The 14,989-nt window shown below is 70.8% G+C and carries 14 protein-coding genes; 6 read left to right on the forward strand and 8 right to left on the reverse strand.

The window, feature by feature from the left end:
* The first annotated feature begins 532 nt into the window (after positions 1–532).
* The 4 genes from ACLQ26_RS23460 (at position 533) to mshC (ending at position 4,110) form a co-directional block, all read left to right on the forward strand.
* Entirely contained in the window at positions 533–1,246 is a 714-nt protein-coding gene (locus ACLQ26_RS23460; RefSeq protein WP_425746483.1) for an MSMEG_4193 family putative phosphomutase, read from the forward strand.
* 160 nt (positions 1,247–1,406) lie between these two features.
* A complete protein-coding gene (locus ACLQ26_RS23465; RefSeq protein WP_425746484.1) occupies positions 1,407–1,991 on the forward strand; it encodes a DUF3090 domain-containing protein in 585 nt (194 codons plus the stop codon).
* Positions 1,988–2,806: an SCO1664 family protein gene (locus ACLQ26_RS23470; RefSeq protein ID WP_425746485.1), complete on the forward strand. Its 819-nt coding sequence runs from the start codon at positions 1,988–1,990 to the stop codon at positions 2,804–2,806. Before ACLQ26_RS23465 ends, ACLQ26_RS23470 begins: the two co-directional genes overlap by 4 nt.
* Before the next feature lie 65 nt (positions 2,807–2,871).
* The gene (gene mshC / locus ACLQ26_RS23475) at positions 2,872–4,110 is read left to right on the forward strand and encodes a cysteine--1-D-myo-inosityl 2-amino-2-deoxy-alpha-D-glucopyranoside ligase (protein WP_425746486.1); all 1,239 of its coding nucleotides are present in this window, start codon (positions 2,872–2,874) and stop codon (positions 4,108–4,110) included.
* A 93-nt stretch (positions 4,111–4,203) separates the two neighbouring features.
* Here the strand turns inward: mshC and ACLQ26_RS23480 are convergent, their stop codons facing one another.
* The 5 genes from ACLQ26_RS23480 to ACLQ26_RS23500 form a co-directional block, all read right to left on the reverse strand.
* Positions 4,204–5,376: an alpha/beta hydrolase family protein gene (locus tag ACLQ26_RS23480; protein WP_425746487.1), complete on the reverse strand. Its 1,173-nt coding sequence runs from the start codon at positions 5,374–5,376 to the stop codon at positions 4,204–4,206.
* 251 nt (positions 5,377–5,627) lie between these two features.
* On the reverse strand, positions 5,628–5,960 hold the full coding sequence (locus tag ACLQ26_RS23485) for a transcriptional regulator (RefSeq protein WP_425746488.1): 333 nt from the start codon (positions 5,958–5,960) through the stop codon (positions 5,628–5,630).
* The gene (locus ACLQ26_RS23490) at positions 5,957–6,691 is read right to left on the reverse strand and encodes a hypothetical protein (RefSeq protein ID WP_425746489.1); all 735 of its coding nucleotides are present in this window, start codon (positions 6,689–6,691) and stop codon (positions 5,957–5,959) included. Before ACLQ26_RS23490 ends, ACLQ26_RS23485 begins: the two co-directional genes overlap by 4 nt.
* 388 nt (positions 6,692–7,079) lie before the next feature.
* The gene (locus tag ACLQ26_RS23495) at positions 7,080–7,871 is read right to left on the reverse strand and encodes a GntR family transcriptional regulator (RefSeq protein ID WP_425746490.1); all 792 of its coding nucleotides are present in this window, start codon (positions 7,869–7,871) and stop codon (positions 7,080–7,082) included.
* 123 nt (positions 7,872–7,994) lie between these two features.
* Positions 7,995–8,864: a PAC2 family protein gene (locus ACLQ26_RS23500; RefSeq protein WP_007459801.1), complete on the reverse strand. Its 870-nt coding sequence runs from the start codon at positions 8,862–8,864 to the stop codon at positions 7,995–7,997.
* A gap of 262 nt (positions 8,865–9,126) precedes the next feature.
* Between ACLQ26_RS23500 and metH the strand changes: the two genes are divergently transcribed.
* Positions 9,127–12,642: a methionine synthase gene (gene metH / locus ACLQ26_RS23505; protein ID WP_425746491.1), complete on the forward strand. Its 3,516-nt coding sequence runs from the start codon at positions 9,127–9,129 to the stop codon at positions 12,640–12,642.
* A 160-nt stretch (positions 12,643–12,802) separates the two neighbouring features.
* Here the strand turns inward: metH and ACLQ26_RS23510 are convergent, their stop codons facing one another.
* On the reverse strand, positions 12,803–13,117 hold the full coding sequence (locus ACLQ26_RS23510) for a hypothetical protein (RefSeq protein WP_425746492.1): 315 nt from the start codon (positions 13,115–13,117) through the stop codon (positions 12,803–12,805).
* Positions 13,118–13,218: 101 nt separating this feature from the next.
* Here ACLQ26_RS23510 and ACLQ26_RS23515 point away from each other — a divergent pair, with 101 nt between their 5' ends.
* Complete coding sequence (locus ACLQ26_RS23515; RefSeq protein WP_425746493.1) at positions 13,219–13,698, forward strand: HalD/BesD family halogenase; 480 nt, start codon at positions 13,219–13,221, stop codon at positions 13,696–13,698.
* Between the two features lie 91 nt (positions 13,699–13,789).
* On the opposite strand, the gene ACLQ26_RS23520 is transcribed toward ACLQ26_RS23515, so the two are convergent.
* Positions 13,790–14,296, reverse strand: coding sequence for a hypothetical protein (locus tag ACLQ26_RS23520; protein WP_425746494.1), 507 nt, complete (start codon positions 14,294–14,296; stop codon positions 13,790–13,792).
* The gene (locus ACLQ26_RS23525; RefSeq protein WP_425746495.1) at positions 14,293–14,952 is read right to left on the reverse strand and encodes an MSMEG_1061 family FMN-dependent PPOX-type flavoprotein; all 660 of its coding nucleotides are present in this window, start codon (positions 14,950–14,952) and stop codon (positions 14,293–14,295) included. The genes ACLQ26_RS23520 and ACLQ26_RS23525 overlap by 4 nt, the downstream gene beginning before the upstream one ends.
* Between the last annotated feature and the right edge of the window lie 37 nt (positions 14,953–14,989).

Here is a 14,989-nt window from a genome sequence, read left to right on the forward strand (position 1 = left end):
GTGTGAGCACCTCGTCCGGCGCTGCACAGTTCAAAGGGGGAAAGTCTGGGGGTCGGCGGCCTGCGAGCGGGGGGCTCACGGCGCCGGGACCGTGTGTAACGACCGGCTGGCCGGGGTCATTCCCAGGCCCTCGGCGGGACCCGGGACTGGCCTGCGGTCGTTCGCGGGGTCTGCAACGAGCCGGCCCGGCCGGCCATTCCCACCCTCACGACGGGGCGGGGGTGGCCGTGGTCCTGCGATCGTCAGGGTATGTAACGACCCCCGGCCCGCCACGATTCCGGCCCACGGGTGCACCCGGTCACAGCCCAGACGCCCCAGGACCGGACAAATATCCCACGGCGCACGCTGGAGGCGGCCTTCGTCGGGTGATCCACTCGCCTTCGGCGAAACCGGGCTATCCGGGACGTGTAGACACCCCGGTTTCAGTGAACGCGAGTCGATCACCCCGACCCCCGCCCGGCCCCGACCCCCGCCCGGCCCCGCACCCCGATCAGGAGCCCACGGCGGTCGGGGGCGCGGCGCAGGCCCTAGGGTGATCGGTGTGGCGACCCTTCTGCTTCTGCGACACGGCCGTACCACCGCGAACGCCGACGGCGGCCTGGCCGGTCGGCAGCCGGTCGAGCTGGACGACACCGGGCGCGCCCAGGCCACGGCGGTGGGCGAGCGGCTGCGGGCGGTCCCGCTGGCCGCGGTCGTCACCAGCCCGCTGATCCGCTGCCGGCAGACCCTGGAGCTGGCGTTGCCGCAGGCCACGCCGGTGGTCGAGGACGGGCTGATCGAGTGCGACTACGGCAGCTGGGAGGGGCAGCCGCTGAAGAAGCTCGCCAAGGAGCCCCTCTGGCCAGTGGTCCAGCAGCACCCGAGCGCGGCGGTCTTCCCGCAGGGGGAGGCGATGGCGGCGATGGCGGCCCGCGCGGTGGCGGCGGTCCGCGCGTGGGACGCCCGGGTGAGCGCGGAGCACGGGTCCGAGGCGGTCTGGTTGGCGTGCAGCCACGGCGATGTGATCAAGGCCATCGTGGCGGACGCGCTCGGCGTACACCTGGATGCTTTTCAGCGGATCGTGGCCGACCCGGCGTCGGTGACGGCGATCCGTTTCACGCCGCTGCGACCGTTCCTGGTCCGGCTCAACGACACCGGCGGTGACCTCGCCGCGCTGGTCCCGGCGCCGCGCAAGCGGCGGCGGCGGACGGCCCGGGCGGCCGACTCGGACGCCGCCGTCGGCGGCGGGGCGGGTGCGACCCGGTGAGGCGCGCGACGGCAGCGTCCCCGGTCCGGGCGGCGTCGGCGAACGCCGGAAAGGCCGCCACGCCCGGGTGTGGCGCTCGCTACACCGGGCGCGCCGCCCCTGCGGCGAATCGGGTCGGTGGGGTGCGCGACGCCCTGGCGGGCCGGATAGGGTCGTGGGTATGACCCACCAGGTGCACGCCTTCGAACCGCCGGAGCGGTTCGTCGCCGGGACTGTCGGGCCGCCGGGGGAGCGCACGTTCTTCCTGCAGGCCCGCGGCGGCGGCAGGCTGGTCAGCGTCGCGCTGGAGAAGGTCCAGGTCTCACTGCTCGCCGAGAAGCTGGAGGAGCTGCTCACCGAGGCGCAGCGTCGCTTCGGGGTCGACCTGCCCGAGCTGGCGCCGGTCATCGGCGACAACGAACCGCTGGACACCCCGGTCGACGAGGAGTTCCGGGTCGGGACCCTCGGGCTGGCCTTCGACGTGGACACCGCGACCGTGGTGATCGAGGCGATCGCCGCCGGCGAGGTGGAGCCCGAGGTCGAGCTGGGCGACGAGGACGACGACGAGGACGACGAGGACGAGGACGAGGAGCCCGACGAGGACCTGGACCGCCTGCGGGTCCGGCTCACCCCGCAGGCCACCCGCCAGTTCATCGAGCGGGCCCGGCGCGTCGTCAACGCGGGTCGGCCGCCGTGCCCCCTGTGCGGCCAGCCTTTGGATCCCGCCGGGCACCTGTGCCCGCGGCACAACGGTTACCACAGGTGACCTTGTCCGGCCTCGAGCCTCTGCGCGACGGTGACGCCGCGCTGCGGCTGCTGCGCGACGGCACGCTCGACCTGGAGGGCCGACTGGTCGACGCGTCGAACACCACCCTGCGGGGCATCCTGACCCTCGACGGCGTCACCGCCCGCTGCGTCTACAAGCCGGTGCGCGGTGAGCGTCCGCTGTGGGACTTCCCGGACGGCACGCTCGCCGGGCGGGAGGTGTCGGCCTACCTGGTCTCCGCCGCCACCGGCTGGGGTCTGGTGCCGCCCACAGTGCTGCGCGACGGGCCGTTCGGTCCCGGCTCCTGCCAGCTCTGGATCGACGAGCCGGACGACGCCGAGCCGCTCGTCGGGTTCGTGCCGGCCGACGAGCTGCCGCCACGGTGGTTCCCCATCGCGGCGGCGCGGGACGACGACGGCGTCGCGTACGCCCTCGCGCACGCCGACGACCCCCGGCTGGCTCGCCTCGCGGTGCTCGACGCGGTGATCAACAACGCGGACCGCAAGGGCGGCCACGTGCTTGTCGGCGCGGACGACCGGATCTACGGCGTGGACCACGGGGTGAGCTTCCACGTCGAGGACAAGCTGCGGACGGTGCTGTGGGGTTGGGCCGGCAAGCAGCTGCCGCCGGACGCCGTGGAGATGCTCGCCGGGCTCGCCGCGCAGGTCTCCGGGGCGCTCGGGGACGAGCTGGCCGATCACCTGACGATCAGCGAGGTCGCGGAACTGGCTGCCCGCATCGACGTCCTGCGGGAGACCTGTCGTTTCCCGCAGCCGCCGGAGGACTGGCCGGCCGTTCCCTGGCCGCCCATGTGAACGCTGTCATCTTGATCACCCGTGGGGCGGCCCGGTGCCGCCTGAGGGCTGGTTAGGCTGAGGTCATGGAGTCTTGGGCGGGACACGAGGTGCCACGGCTGCCGGGCAGGGGTGAGCCGTTGGCGTTGTACGACTCGGCGCGGCAGGGTGTCCACCCGAGCGAGCCGGACGACGCGGGAAGCATGTACGTCTGCGGCATCACCCCGTACGACGCGACCCACCTCGGCCACGCCGCCACCATGATCACGTTCGACCTGGTGCAGCGGATGTGGCGGGACGCCGGCCGTCCGGTGCGCTACGTGCAGAACGTCACCGACATCGACGACCCGCTGCTGGAGCGGGCCGCCCGTGACGGCGAGGACTGGGTGGTCCTGGCGATGCGCGAGACGGCGCTGTTCCGCGAGGACATGGAGGCGCTGCGGATCATCCCGCCGGAGCACTACGTGGGCGCCGTCGAGTCGATCCCGGACATCGCCGACAAGGTCGAGGTGCTGGTCAAGGACGGCGCCGCGTACCGCCTCGACGACGGCACCGGCGACGTCTACTTCGACATCTCCGCCACCGGCCGGTTCGGCTACGAGTCCAACCTGACCCGCGAGCAGATGCTGGAGATCTTCCCCGAGCGCGGCGGCGATCCGGACCGCGCCGGAAAGCGCGACCCGCTCGACCCGCTGCTCTGGCGGGGGGCCCGCGAGGGTGAGCCGTCCTGGCCGGGCGGGGAGCTGGGGCCGGGCCGGCCGGGCTGGCACATCGAGTGCGCGGTCATCGCGCTGAACCTGCTGGGCGACCGGATCGACGTGCAGGGCGGCGGCAACGACCTGCTGTTCCCGCACCACGAGGCTTCCGCCGCGCACGCCGAGCGGTTGACCGGGCAGGCGCCGTTCGCCGAGCACTACGTGCACGCCGGGATGATCGGCCTGGACGGCGAGAAGATGTCCAAGTCCCGTGGCAACCTGGTCTTCGTGTCCCGGCTGCGCGCCGACAAGGTCGACCCGATGGCGATCCGGCTGGCGTTGATCTCCGGGCACTACCGCGGTGACCGCACGTGGACCGACGAGCTGCTCACGGCCGCGCAGGAGCGCCTGGACCGCTGGCGGCGGGCCGCCGCCGCGCCCGCCGGGCCGTCCGGGGCCGAGCTGCTGGCCGGGGTACGCGAGCGCCTGGCCGACGACCTGGACACTCCGGGTGCCCTCGCCGTGGCGGACCGGTGGGCCGACGCGGCACTGTCGGGTGTTGCCGATGACGCGGGCGCCCCGGCGCTCTTCGCCCGGACGGTGGACGCCCTCCTGGGCATCCGCCTCTAGCCGCCGTGCGGTGATCGACTCGGTTTCCGGGAAGTCGCGGTGTCCAACCGCGTGCGACGCACCGATTTCCAGGAAGCCGAGTCGATCAACGCGTCACGGAATGAACGCCACCTCGGGGAAGGACCGGCTCGGGCCGCTCAGCAGGTGACCGCCCCGGTGCCGCAGGTGCAGGTCGAAGAACGCCAGCGGGTACGCCTGCCCGATGCGGACCGCGCGGGCGGGGTCGAGATTGCCGATCCAGCCGACGAGTTCCTCGTCGCTCATCCCGATGACCCGTGCCAGTTGCGGAATCAGCCACTGGTTGTCGCCGTACGACGCGTGGATCGCTTCGGCGGCCTGGATGTTGAGTCGCCATCCGCGTAGATGCGTGAAGAACTCGGCGACGGCGGGCTCCGCGGCCCGGGTGGACTCCGCCGTCATCAGCATGAACGGCCGGTACAGGTCGGCGGTGGGCATCGGCTGCGACACCATCGGGCCGTCCAGGCTCAACCCCGCCCGGACGCGTCGGTCGGTGCCCATGGTCAGGGCCGTCGCGGTGCCGCCCTTCGACCAGCCGAACATGCCGATCCGGCTCAGGTCGAGGGAGGCGCCCAGCCCGGCTGGCAGCGGCGCGTGGTCGACGTCGGGGTTGCCCCCGGCGGCGAGTTCGGCGATCTGGTCGAGGACGAACCGGACGTCGCGGGTGTAGGTCCACGGGGTGGAATCGAATTGCTCTTCCTGGACGGTGACCCGGCCGTCGGGGAACTCGCCGAACCCGTCGTAGGTGTGGTCCACCGTGACCACCACGTAGCCGTGGCTGGCCAGTTCCTGGACAATGATTGTGGTGTCCGACCGGTGACTTCCGGCGCCGTGTGAGTACAGCACCACCGGCAGCCGTCGGCCCGGGCGCCGTACCGGGGCACCCTCGTGGCCGGCGGTCAGGGGCGCCAGCACGGCGTCGGGGTCGAAGCCGGCGGAGCCCAGCAGCGTACGCATCGACGCGGCGCCCATCCACGGGGCGAGCGGGTACCGCCGCACGTCCCCGGCGGGATACCAGACGCTCACCATCAACTCCCGGTACCGTCCCGGCCCGGCCAGCGGTTCCGGTCGTGACCGGTCGCGCAGGTGCAGCGGCACCGTGCCGACGCGGTACGGCCCGGTCGGCCGGGGAAGAGTGAGCCGGGCCGGGCCCGAGTCGGCGGTGGCCGCCGTGGCGCGGCCGGCAATGCCCATCGATACGCCGACTCCCACCGCCAGCGTGGCTCCGACAAGGCCACGGCGTGTCATCCCCTGTGCACCAACGGGTTTCACGGTTGGCATTGGTCCTCCCCTGGGTTGCTCGACGCCGGAACGGAACGCTCCGGCCATCGATATACTCGCAGTATATATACCGAGTGTATAGACGCAACGGTGGCGGCGCTCTTCGATGATGAAGACATCAGTGCCCCGATGGTGGAGACACCGGGCCGCCCGTGGCTGGGCGGGACGGACCCCCGTGCGGCACCGGATGCGGTCCGCGCACGTCGGCTGGCCGTCGGTCACCTGTCGGCGGTCGGTGCCGTCTCCGCTTGTTCGACCTGCTGGATGAGTTGCTTGAGGTGGGCGATCTCGTCGCGCAGCGCTGCCTGACCGGCGGCGGTGAGAGTCACCCAGGTGCGTGGGCGCCTGCCCTCGTAGCCCTTCTCGATCTGGATCAGCTCGGCCTTCTCCAGGACGTTCAGGTGCTGCCCGAGGTTGCCTGCGGTCAGCTGCAGGGTGGTGCGCAGGAAGCCGAACTCGACCTGGCGGGCCTGGTGTGCGATGGCCAGGATGCCCAGTCGGACGCGCTGGTGGACCACGTCGTCGAGGCCGTTGGTGGGATGGTCGGTCATCGCCCCGGAGCCTCGGTGGTCCGCCGGGACAGGGCGAAGGCGGCACTGCCGAGCAGCAGCAGCGCCGCCGGGACGAGCAGGTGCGGCAGGAAGAACCACCGCGAGGTCGAGTGGAAGACCTGGCCGCCCTGCACCATCACGACCGCCAGGTAGACGAGGCTGTAGGCCAGCAGCGCCCAGTTGCGTTCGACCCACGCGAGCACCAGCAGCGCCAGCGCGATGACCGCGATGGGACTGACCAGCCCGTTGATGAGCCACGCAGCCGGCCCGACCTCGATCTCGACCGGGTCGGTGGAGAAGGGGTCGGCGGGGACGGGGATGAGCGGGTGGAACGTCAGCCAGATCGACACGGCCGCCATCAGAACGGCCAGCGCGACGCCGACGACGACGTACGGGCGGATGGGGGTGCCCACGCCACGCCGTCGGGACTGCCGTACGTAGAAGCCTGCGATCGCCGCGTAGGCGAGCACCAGCGCGACCGTCCAGTATCCGAGCTGCGCCGGATTGGGCGCCATGCAGACCGTGTGCTGGGGGCGGGATCGGCAGGTGTCGAACAGGTCGAGGTAGGGGGCGTACCGGTAGACGGGTATCGCGACCAGGGTGATCACCGCGAAGACCAGCAGCGGAAACCAGGTGCCGCGCTGGGCGACACGGACCTGGCGTGTCAGGTCGCGCACGGCCGCCAACAGCTCGTGAGGCCCGTCCGCCTGGGGGACGGATTCGTGTGTCATGAAGTTAGCTTTGCATTACAGACCTATCCGTGCAAGAGAGTGGGCGGCATTTCGCGGGCCGTGCCAACTGTGACCGCGCCGCCTACCGCGAACGCAAACCAGGTGGGACGCGGGTTGGCCACCGACTACCGAGCCGCCCTTAACCGCGTCGAGGCGCTGGACCGGCTACGTGCCATGCCCAACGGCCGCGAACGCCTGGCCCATGACCTGGACACCCCCGGCACCCCGGCGGCGGCCGACCGTTGGGTCGACGCAACCCTGGCGGGCGCTGCCGTGGCGGGCGTGATCGACTCAACTTTCAGGAAGTCGCGGTGTCCAGGCCGGTGCAACCCACCGACTTCCAAGAACCCGAGTGGGCCGGGGTGGGCCGGGGGTGGGTGGGCGGCTGTCAGCCCAGGACCAGGCCGGGGTCGGGTTCCGGGTCCGGGGTCGGGCCGGGGATCCTGTACTCCTCGGTGAGGGTGGTCATGGGGCCGGGCCAGGTTGCCTGGGCCACCTCGATCGGCTTGCGGTTCGCGTCGTACGCGACGTGCAGCAGGTGCAGCACCGGGGTGTCCGGCCGGATCTGGAGGGTCTCGGCCTCCTCCCGGCTGGGCTGGCGGGCGCTTATCGTGTCGGTGGCCGAGACGTACCGCCGGCCGGTCGCCTCCTCGGCCTCCTGGTAGAGCGGCCGGCCGAACGCCTCGGCGCGTTCCAGCGAGGTGCCGGCGGTGTCGGCGGGCAGGAACCAGGAGGCGCCCACCTCGACGGGGGAGTCGTCGGTGCGGACGAGGTGGCGGCGGCAGAGCAGGTCGGTGCCGTCGGAGACGCCGAACGCGTCGGCGACCTCGGCGGGGGCGGGGGAGCGGCCGACCGAGACGAGTTGCTGGCGGTACCGGGCGGCCAGGTCGGTGTGGTAGCCGCGGAAACCGCCGTACCGGCCCCGGGAGAGGCGGTTGAGTCGGCGCCGGGTGCCCCGGACGTACGTACCGGAGCCGGGTTTGGTGATCAGGATGCCCTCGACCCGCAGCTGGTCGACGGCGCGCTGCACGGTCTGCTTGGCGACGCCGAACATCTCGGCGATGGCCGGGATGGACGGCAGTCGTTCGCCGGGCCCCCAGTCGCCGCGACGGACCTGGGCCTTGAGCTGCGCGGCGATCTGCCGGTGGGGGAACTCGGCCGCGCCGGGGTTGATCTGCACACCCGCCTCCTTGATCACATCTAGGTTCCTAGGATGCCCTAGAGGGTGTGACCGCGCCACCCCGGACACGCGAAAACGGGCCCCCGGACCACAGAAGGTCCGAGGGCCCGCGGCGAAACAGTGCTACCAGGAGCCGGCGGTGGGACCGGCCGAGCCGCCCCGACGCCGGAGGTACTTCTCGAACTCCTGGGCGATCTCGTCACCGGTCAACGGGGTGATGCCCTCGTCGCCGACGCGTTCCTCCAGCTCACGGACGTACTCACCCAGCTCGGCGTCCTGCTCGGCGGCGCTGCGCACCCGCTGCTCCCACTCGGCGGACTCCTCGGCCAGGTCGGCCATCGGCACCGGCAGGTCGACGACCTCCTCGACCCGGTGCAGCAGCGCGAGAGTCGCCTTGGGGCAGGGCGGATTGTTGGCGTAGTGCGGCACGTGCACCCAGAACGACACGGCGTCGACCTCGGCGCGGGCGCAGGCGTCGTGCAGCACGCCGACGATGCCTGTCGGCCCGTCGTAGCGGGTCGGGGTGAGCTGGTAGCGCTCCGCGGCCTGCGCGTCGGAGGCGCTGCCGCTGATCGGCAACGGCCGGGTGTACGGCACGTCGGCAAGCAACGCGCCGAGCAGCACCACCCGTTCCACCTCCAGGCTGTGGCAGATCTCCAGCACCTGCTCGCAGAACGTCCGCCACCGCATGCTCGGCTCGATGCCCCGGATCAGCACCACGTCCCGCTCGGTGCCCTCGGGGCTCGCCACCATGAACCGCGTCGTCGGCCACTCCACCCGGCGGGTCTCCCCGTCGGCCATCGTGATGGTGGGCCGGCTGACCTGGAAGTCGTAGAAGTCCTCCGGGTCCAGTTCGGCGATCTGCCGCGCGTTCCAGACCTGCTCCAGGTGCTCGACGGCCGCTGTGGACGCGTCGGCGGCGTCGTTCCAGCCCTCGAATGCGGCAATGGCCACGGGGGACCGCAGTACCGGCAGTCCGTCGAACTCGGTCACGCCGTCACCTCACCCTGCTCGTCGCGGCCGACACCGGGACCGCGCCCGGTCGTCGGGCCGTGGTGCACGGTGGCGTCCCTGTTGTCCTTCACGTCCGCCAGCCTACGTGCCGGGCAGGGATGCGGCCCGTCGGCCGCGCCGGTCCGCTCGGTCCACGACCGGGCATACGGCAGCGAACCGGACAGCGTGATCCGCCCGACACAATATGGGATCGGGCGCGGACGGCGCTCGGGTTCCGGCAGGACCGCACTAACCTGAACGGGTGCGGACTTCGTTGCTGGATGTGCTGACCGATCGGATCCTCATCGCCGACGGGGCGATGGGCACGATGTTGCATGCCGCTGACCTCACGCTCGACGACTTCGACGGCCTCGAAGGGTGCAACGAGATCCTCAACGTGACCCGTCCGGACGTGGTGCGGGGGGTGCACGACGCCTACCTGGCCGCCGGCGCGGACTGCGTGGAGACGAACACGTTCGGCGCCAACCTCGCCAACCTCGCCGAGTACGACATCCCGCAGCGCATCCGGGAGCTGTCCGAGGCCGGCGCGCGCATCGCCCGCGAGGCCGCCGACGCGGCCAGTACGCCGGAGCGCCCCCGGTTCGTGCTCGGCTCGATCGGCCCGGGCACCAAGCTGCCCACCCTCGGGCACGCCCCCTACGCGACCCTGCGCGACGCGTACCAGGAGAACGCCGCCGGCCTGATCGTCGGCGGCGTCGACGCGCTGATCATCGAGACCTCTCAGGACCTGCTCCAGGTGAAGGCCGCAGTGGTCGGGTCGAAGCGTGCGATGGCCGAGCTGGGCCAGTCCGTGCCGATCATCTGTCACGTGGCGATGGAGACCACCGGCACCATGCTGGTGGGCAGCGAGATCGGTGCGGCCCTCGCCGCCATCGAGCCGCTCGGGGTCGACCTCATCGGGCTCAACTGCTCCACCGGCCCGGCGGAGATGAGCGAGCACCTGCGCTACCTGTCGCAGCACTCCCGGCTCCCGCTGTCGGTGATGCCGAACGCCGGCCTGCCGGTGCTGACCGCCGACGGGGCGTACTTCCCGCTGACTCCCGTGGAGCTGGCCGAGGCCCTGGAACGCTTCATCACCGAGTACGGCGTGGGGCTCGTCGGCGGCTGCTGCGGCACCACCCCCGAGCACATCCGGGTGCTGTCCGAGCGGCTGCACGGCGTCACCGCCCCGGCCCGCGAGCCGCGCCACGAGGCGGGTGTCTCGTCGGTCTACCACCCGGTGCCGTTCGCCCAGGACGCGTCGGTGCTGATGGTGGGTGAGCGGACCAACGCCAACGGCTCCAAGGCGTTCCGGGAGGCGATGCTCGCCGGTGACTTCCGCGCCTGCGTGGAGATCGCCCGCAGCCAGGCCCGCGACGGCTCGCACCTGCTCGACCTGTGCGTGGACTACGTCGGCCGCGACGGCACGCAGGACATGCGGGAGCTGGCCGGCCGGTTCGCCACCGCGTCGACCCTGCCGATCATGCTGGACTCCACCGAGCCGAACGTGGTGGAGGCCGGGTTGGAGATGCTCGGCGGCCGCTGCGTGGTCAACTCGGTGAACTTCGAGGACGGCGACGGCCCCGAATCCCGCTACGCGCGGGTGATGCCTGTCGTGCGCGAGCACGGCGCGGCCGTGGTGGCGCTGCTCATCGACGAGGAGGGGCAGGCCCGTACACAGGAGTGGAAGGTTCGGGTCGCGGCGCGGCTGATCGACGACCTGACCAACCGGTGGGGCATGGACCGCGCGGACATCCTGATCGACGCGCTGACCTTCCCGATCGCCACCGGTCAGGAGGAGACCCGCCGCGACGGCATCGAGACGATCGAGGCGATCCGCGAGATCGCCCGCCGCTATCCGGGGGTCAACTTCACCCTGGGCATCTCGAACATCTCGTTCGGGCTCAACCCGGCGGCCCGGCAGGTGCTCAACTCGGTGTTCCTGCACGAGTGCGTGCAGGCCGGCCTGACCTCGGCCATCGTGCACGCCAGCAAGATCCTGCCGATGTCGAAGATCCCCGACGAGCAGCGCGAGGTCGCGCTCGACCTGGTCTACGACAGGCGCCGCGAGGGCTACGACCCCGTGCAGCGTTTCCTGGAGCTCTTCGAGGGCGTCGACGTGACGAGCGCGCGGGCCACCCGTGCGCAGGAGTTGGCGGCGCTGCCGCTGGACGAGCGGCTCAAGCGGCGGATCATCGACGGTGAGCGCAACGGCCTGGAGGCCGACCTGGACGAGGCGATGGCCGGCGGCCGGTCCCCGCTGTCGATCATCAACGACATCCTGCTGGACGGCATGAAGGTCGTCGGCGAGCTGTTCGGCTCCGGGCAGATGCAGCTGCCGTTCGTGCTCCAGTCCGCCGAGGTGATGAAGACCGCTGTGGCGTACCTGGAGCCGCACATGGAGACCACCGAGGACGGCGGCAAGGGCCGCATCGTGCTGGCCACCGTGCGCGGCGACGTGCACGACATCGGCAAGAACCTCGTCGACATCATCCTGTCCAACAACGGCTACGAGGTCGTCAACATCGGCATCAAGCAGCCGATCAGCGCCATCCTGGACGCCGCCGAGCAGCACCGCGCCGACGCGATCGGCATGTCCGGGCTGCTGGTCAAGAGCACCGTCATCATGAAGGAGAACCTGGCCGAGATGGCCACGCGCGGGGTCGCCGAGCGCTGGCCCGTGCTGCTGGGCGGGGCGGCGCTCACCCGGGCGTACGTCGAGGACGACCTGCGGTCGATGTTCCCCGGCCAGGTGCACTACGCGCGGGACGCGTTCGAGGGGCTGTCCCTCATGGACAAGGTGATGACCGCCAAGCGCGGCGGTGCCCCGGTCATCGACCCGGAGCGGGAGGCGGCCCTCGCGACCCGGCGAGCGCGCCGCGAGCGCCAGCGTTCGGTGGTCACCGAGTCGCTGCCGGAGCTGCACGACTCGTCGGTACGCTCCGATGTCGCCGCCGACGTGGCGGTACCCACCCCGCCGTTCTTCGGCACCCGGGTGGTCAAGGGCGTGCCGATGGCCGACTACGCGGCGCTGCTCGACGAGCGGGCCACCTTCCGCGGGCAGTGGGGGTTGAACGGCGCCCGGGGCGGCAAGGGTCCGTCCTACGACGAGCTTGTCGAGACCGAGGGCCGGCCGCGCCTGCGGTACTGGCTGGACCGGCTGATCGCCGACCAGGTCCTTGAGGCAGCCGTGGTGTACGGCTACTTCCCCGCGTACTCCGAAGGCAATGACCTTGTGGTGCTCGACGAGAACGGGCACGCGGAGCGTGCCCGGTTCTCGTTCCCCCGCCAGCGCCAGGAGCGACGGCTCTGCCTGGCCGACTTCTTCAAGCCCAAGGGCGACCAGCTCGATGTGGTCGCGCTGCAACTGGTCACCGTCGGCCAACCCGTCAGCGAGTACGCGGCGAAGCTGTTCGCCCGCAACGAGTACCGCGACTACCTGGAGGTGCACGGGCTGTCCGTGCAGCTCACCGAGGCCCTCGCCGAGTACTGGCACCGGCGCATCCGAGCCGAGCTGACCCTGCCCGACGGGCGTCCGCTGGGGCACGACGACCCGACAGACCTGGCCGGCATCCTGCGCAACGACTACCGGGGCTGCCGGTACGCGTTCGGCTACCCGGCCTGCCCCGACCTGGAGGACCGGGCGAAGATCGTGGAACTGCTGGGGTCCGAGCGGATCGGCGTGGAGCTGTCCGAGGAGTTCCAGCTGATGCCGGAGCAGGCCACCGACGCCATCGTGGTCCACCACCCGGAAGCGAGCTACTTCAACGCCAAGTGACGGGCGTAGGGTCGCTGAGCCGCAATTACGGTCGTCCCGCGGCCACGGGTAACACGATCAGTCGTCAACGGGTTCCGGGCCGTCATTAGTGACCTGGCCCTCGCTGAACGCCGTGTCGATGGCTCGGCGCGTCCGGATCTTGTCTCTTCGCCCTTGTCGTTCAGTCTGGCTCGTGTAGATGCTGTTCGAGGTCACCGAGGGTGTCGTAGAACTCGGCCTTTGGCCAAGGCGGTGTTTCGGCTGCACCTCTCCAGGTGAGGTGGATGAGTGCGCAGCGCCCGGCTGGGAGTTCGACGACGATGTCGTCCGAGACCTCGGACTTGGCGATGACCTTGGTGGGTTGGTCGTGGAGAGGATGGCCCGCAGCCAGCTCGGTGAGGAGTTCGGCTTGCAGGGTCTGCTGTAGTTGGCGTTCGGCGGGGCCGCCTTGGCGTAGGTCCCACCATGGGTCGCTGAAGACGGGTTGCTCATCCACTGCCTCATCCTCGCTCAGTTCGTGGGGATAAGGGTTTGACGGTCGACAGTGACGCGGGGCCGCCCCGTCGGGCAGGATTCCGGCGGGTGTAGAACGGAAGCGTGGAGATCGCGCAGCTCAGCCAGGCGTTGGATGACATCTTCGACGGCGCTGTCGTACATCACGGGTACACCGACTACATCCGCGATTACGAAGTCATTGTCTACGTCACCGCAGACCCGCGTTCCGGCATCCCGCCGGTCCATCTTCGTTACCTCTTCAAGTACTGCGTCTCCGCCGAGGTGCGGACGGTAGTGGGTCCCGACATCTGGCGTCGTTCGCTCGACGACCGGCTGACGGACCGGGAGGTCGGTCCGGACCTGGACGGCTTCGTTTGGGCGGTGCGCTGGCAGTCGCTTTACCCAGGTGCCGAGGTGGTGGCCGACTCCGAGCGTGGGCGGTCCTGGGCTGACAGGATCGGCATCCCCTTTCATGAGGTTCGCTTCGAGATGAACGCCCACGTCCTCACTCTCATCTTCAGCGACCTTCAGGTGACGGAGGTGGGGGAGGGCTACACGCCCTTCATCGTCACCGAGGACTGACACCAGGGTCCCCTCAACTCGGGATGCGACGAGGCGTTCTGGCGCGCGAAGTCGTCAAGGTGGGCTTGACGCGGTAGGTGTGGCGGTTCGCTCACCGGGGCGGGTCGGTGTGAACGAACTCAACGTCCAGCAGATCGGCTGCTTCCTCGACGGTGGCCACGAACTTGTCCGGTGGAATCCTGGCCACGAAGACCTTGCCCAGGTCATCCGGGAAGGGATGGGTTCGCCGCCAGAACGCGAAGACGATCACCAGGTCGTCGTCCAGGTAGGCGTACTTGGAGACGTTGTCGACGGTCTCACCCCACTGCATGAACCAGAACTGCTCCCGGAACTCCGTGTCGTCCGCGTGGAGCAGCCGGAAGATCTCCTCCGGTGTGCGGTCCGGGAATGGACAGGGCCTGACGTCGCGTCGGCGCACCTGCGCCGCGCTCGACCGCATGGCGTTGATGAAGAACGGGAGGAAGGCGTAGTTGTCGTCGGTGGTCAGCCTCTTGCCAGCCGCCCACAGGTCGACGACCCGCAGTTGGTACGGCTCGATCTCGCCGATCTCCACGGCGAACGTAGCGAGGCCACCGAAGCGTCGTGTCGGCCCCGTCACTCGTACCGGTACTTCAGCGAGTCCGCCTCGGCCTGCTCGATGTCGGCGATCGTCAGGTTCGGCATCCGTAGCTGGGCCAGCGTCACCTCGGCCGAGGTGGGCTGGGCGTCCGCCGGCAGCCACCGCTGCGGGTCCCAGACACCGGTGCGCAGGAGCGACTTGGGGCAGTGCGGGTAGACCTCCTCGATGCCCACCACCAGCGCGCTGGCCGGTGGCTTGCCCACGGCGGTCAGCTGCGACAGCAGGTCGGGGCGGGTGGAGACGCAGGCCCGGCCGTTCACCCTGAGTGTCGTGGTGCGCCCCGGAATGAGGAACAGCAGCCCGGCACGCCCGGTGGCGATGACGTTCTGCAGGGTGTCCAGGCGCTTGTTGCCTGTCGCGTCCGGTATCGCCACCGTCCGCGCGTCCAGGACGGCGACGAATCCGGCGGGGCCGCCGCGCGGGGAGACGTCGCAGTTGCCCTCGGCGTCCACGCTGGCGACCAGGACCAGCGACGAGCAGCCGATCAACCGTCGGGTCTGCTCGGTGAGTTCGGTCATCTGCTTCCGCACGGCCGCCTCGCTGGGGAGCTCGTAGGCCCGGCGTAGCGATTCCTGGTCGGGCACCGCGTCGAGGCGCAGCGAGTCGAACGCGGTGGTGGCAGGGGCTGGTGTCATGCCGCCGACCCTAATGGGGCGCACAGCAGCCGTGGGG

Origin of the sequence: Micromonospora sp. DT43 (assembly GCF_049841645.1) — a bacterium.
Lineage (GTDB): Bacteria > Actinomycetota > Actinomycetes > Mycobacteriales > Micromonosporaceae > Micromonospora.

Bases quoted from the DNA above. Each gene is read 5' to 3' on its own strand.
- ACLQ26_RS23480 (WP_425746487.1), bottom strand. From the start codon at position 5,376: ATGACACGCCGTGGCCTTGTCGGAGCCACGCTGGCGGTGGGAGTCGGC.
- ACLQ26_RS23525 (WP_425746495.1), bottom strand. From the start codon at position 14,952: ATGACACCAGCCCCTGCCACCACCGCGTTCGACTCGCTGCGCCTCGAC.
- ACLQ26_RS23490 (WP_425746489.1), bottom strand. From the start codon at position 6,691: ATGACACACGAATCCGTCCCCCAGGCGGACGGGCCTCACGAGCTGTTG.
- ACLQ26_RS23485 (WP_425746488.1), bottom strand. From the start codon at position 5,960: ATGACCGACCATCCCACCAACGGCCTCGACGACGTGGTCCACCAGCGC.
- ACLQ26_RS23465 (WP_425746484.1), top strand. From the start codon at position 1,407: ATGACCCACCAGGTGCACGCCTTCGAACCGCCGGAGCGGTTCGTCGCC.
- mshC (WP_425746486.1), top strand. From the start codon at position 2,872: ATGGAGTCTTGGGCGGGACACGAGGTGCCACGGCTGCCGGGCAGGGGT.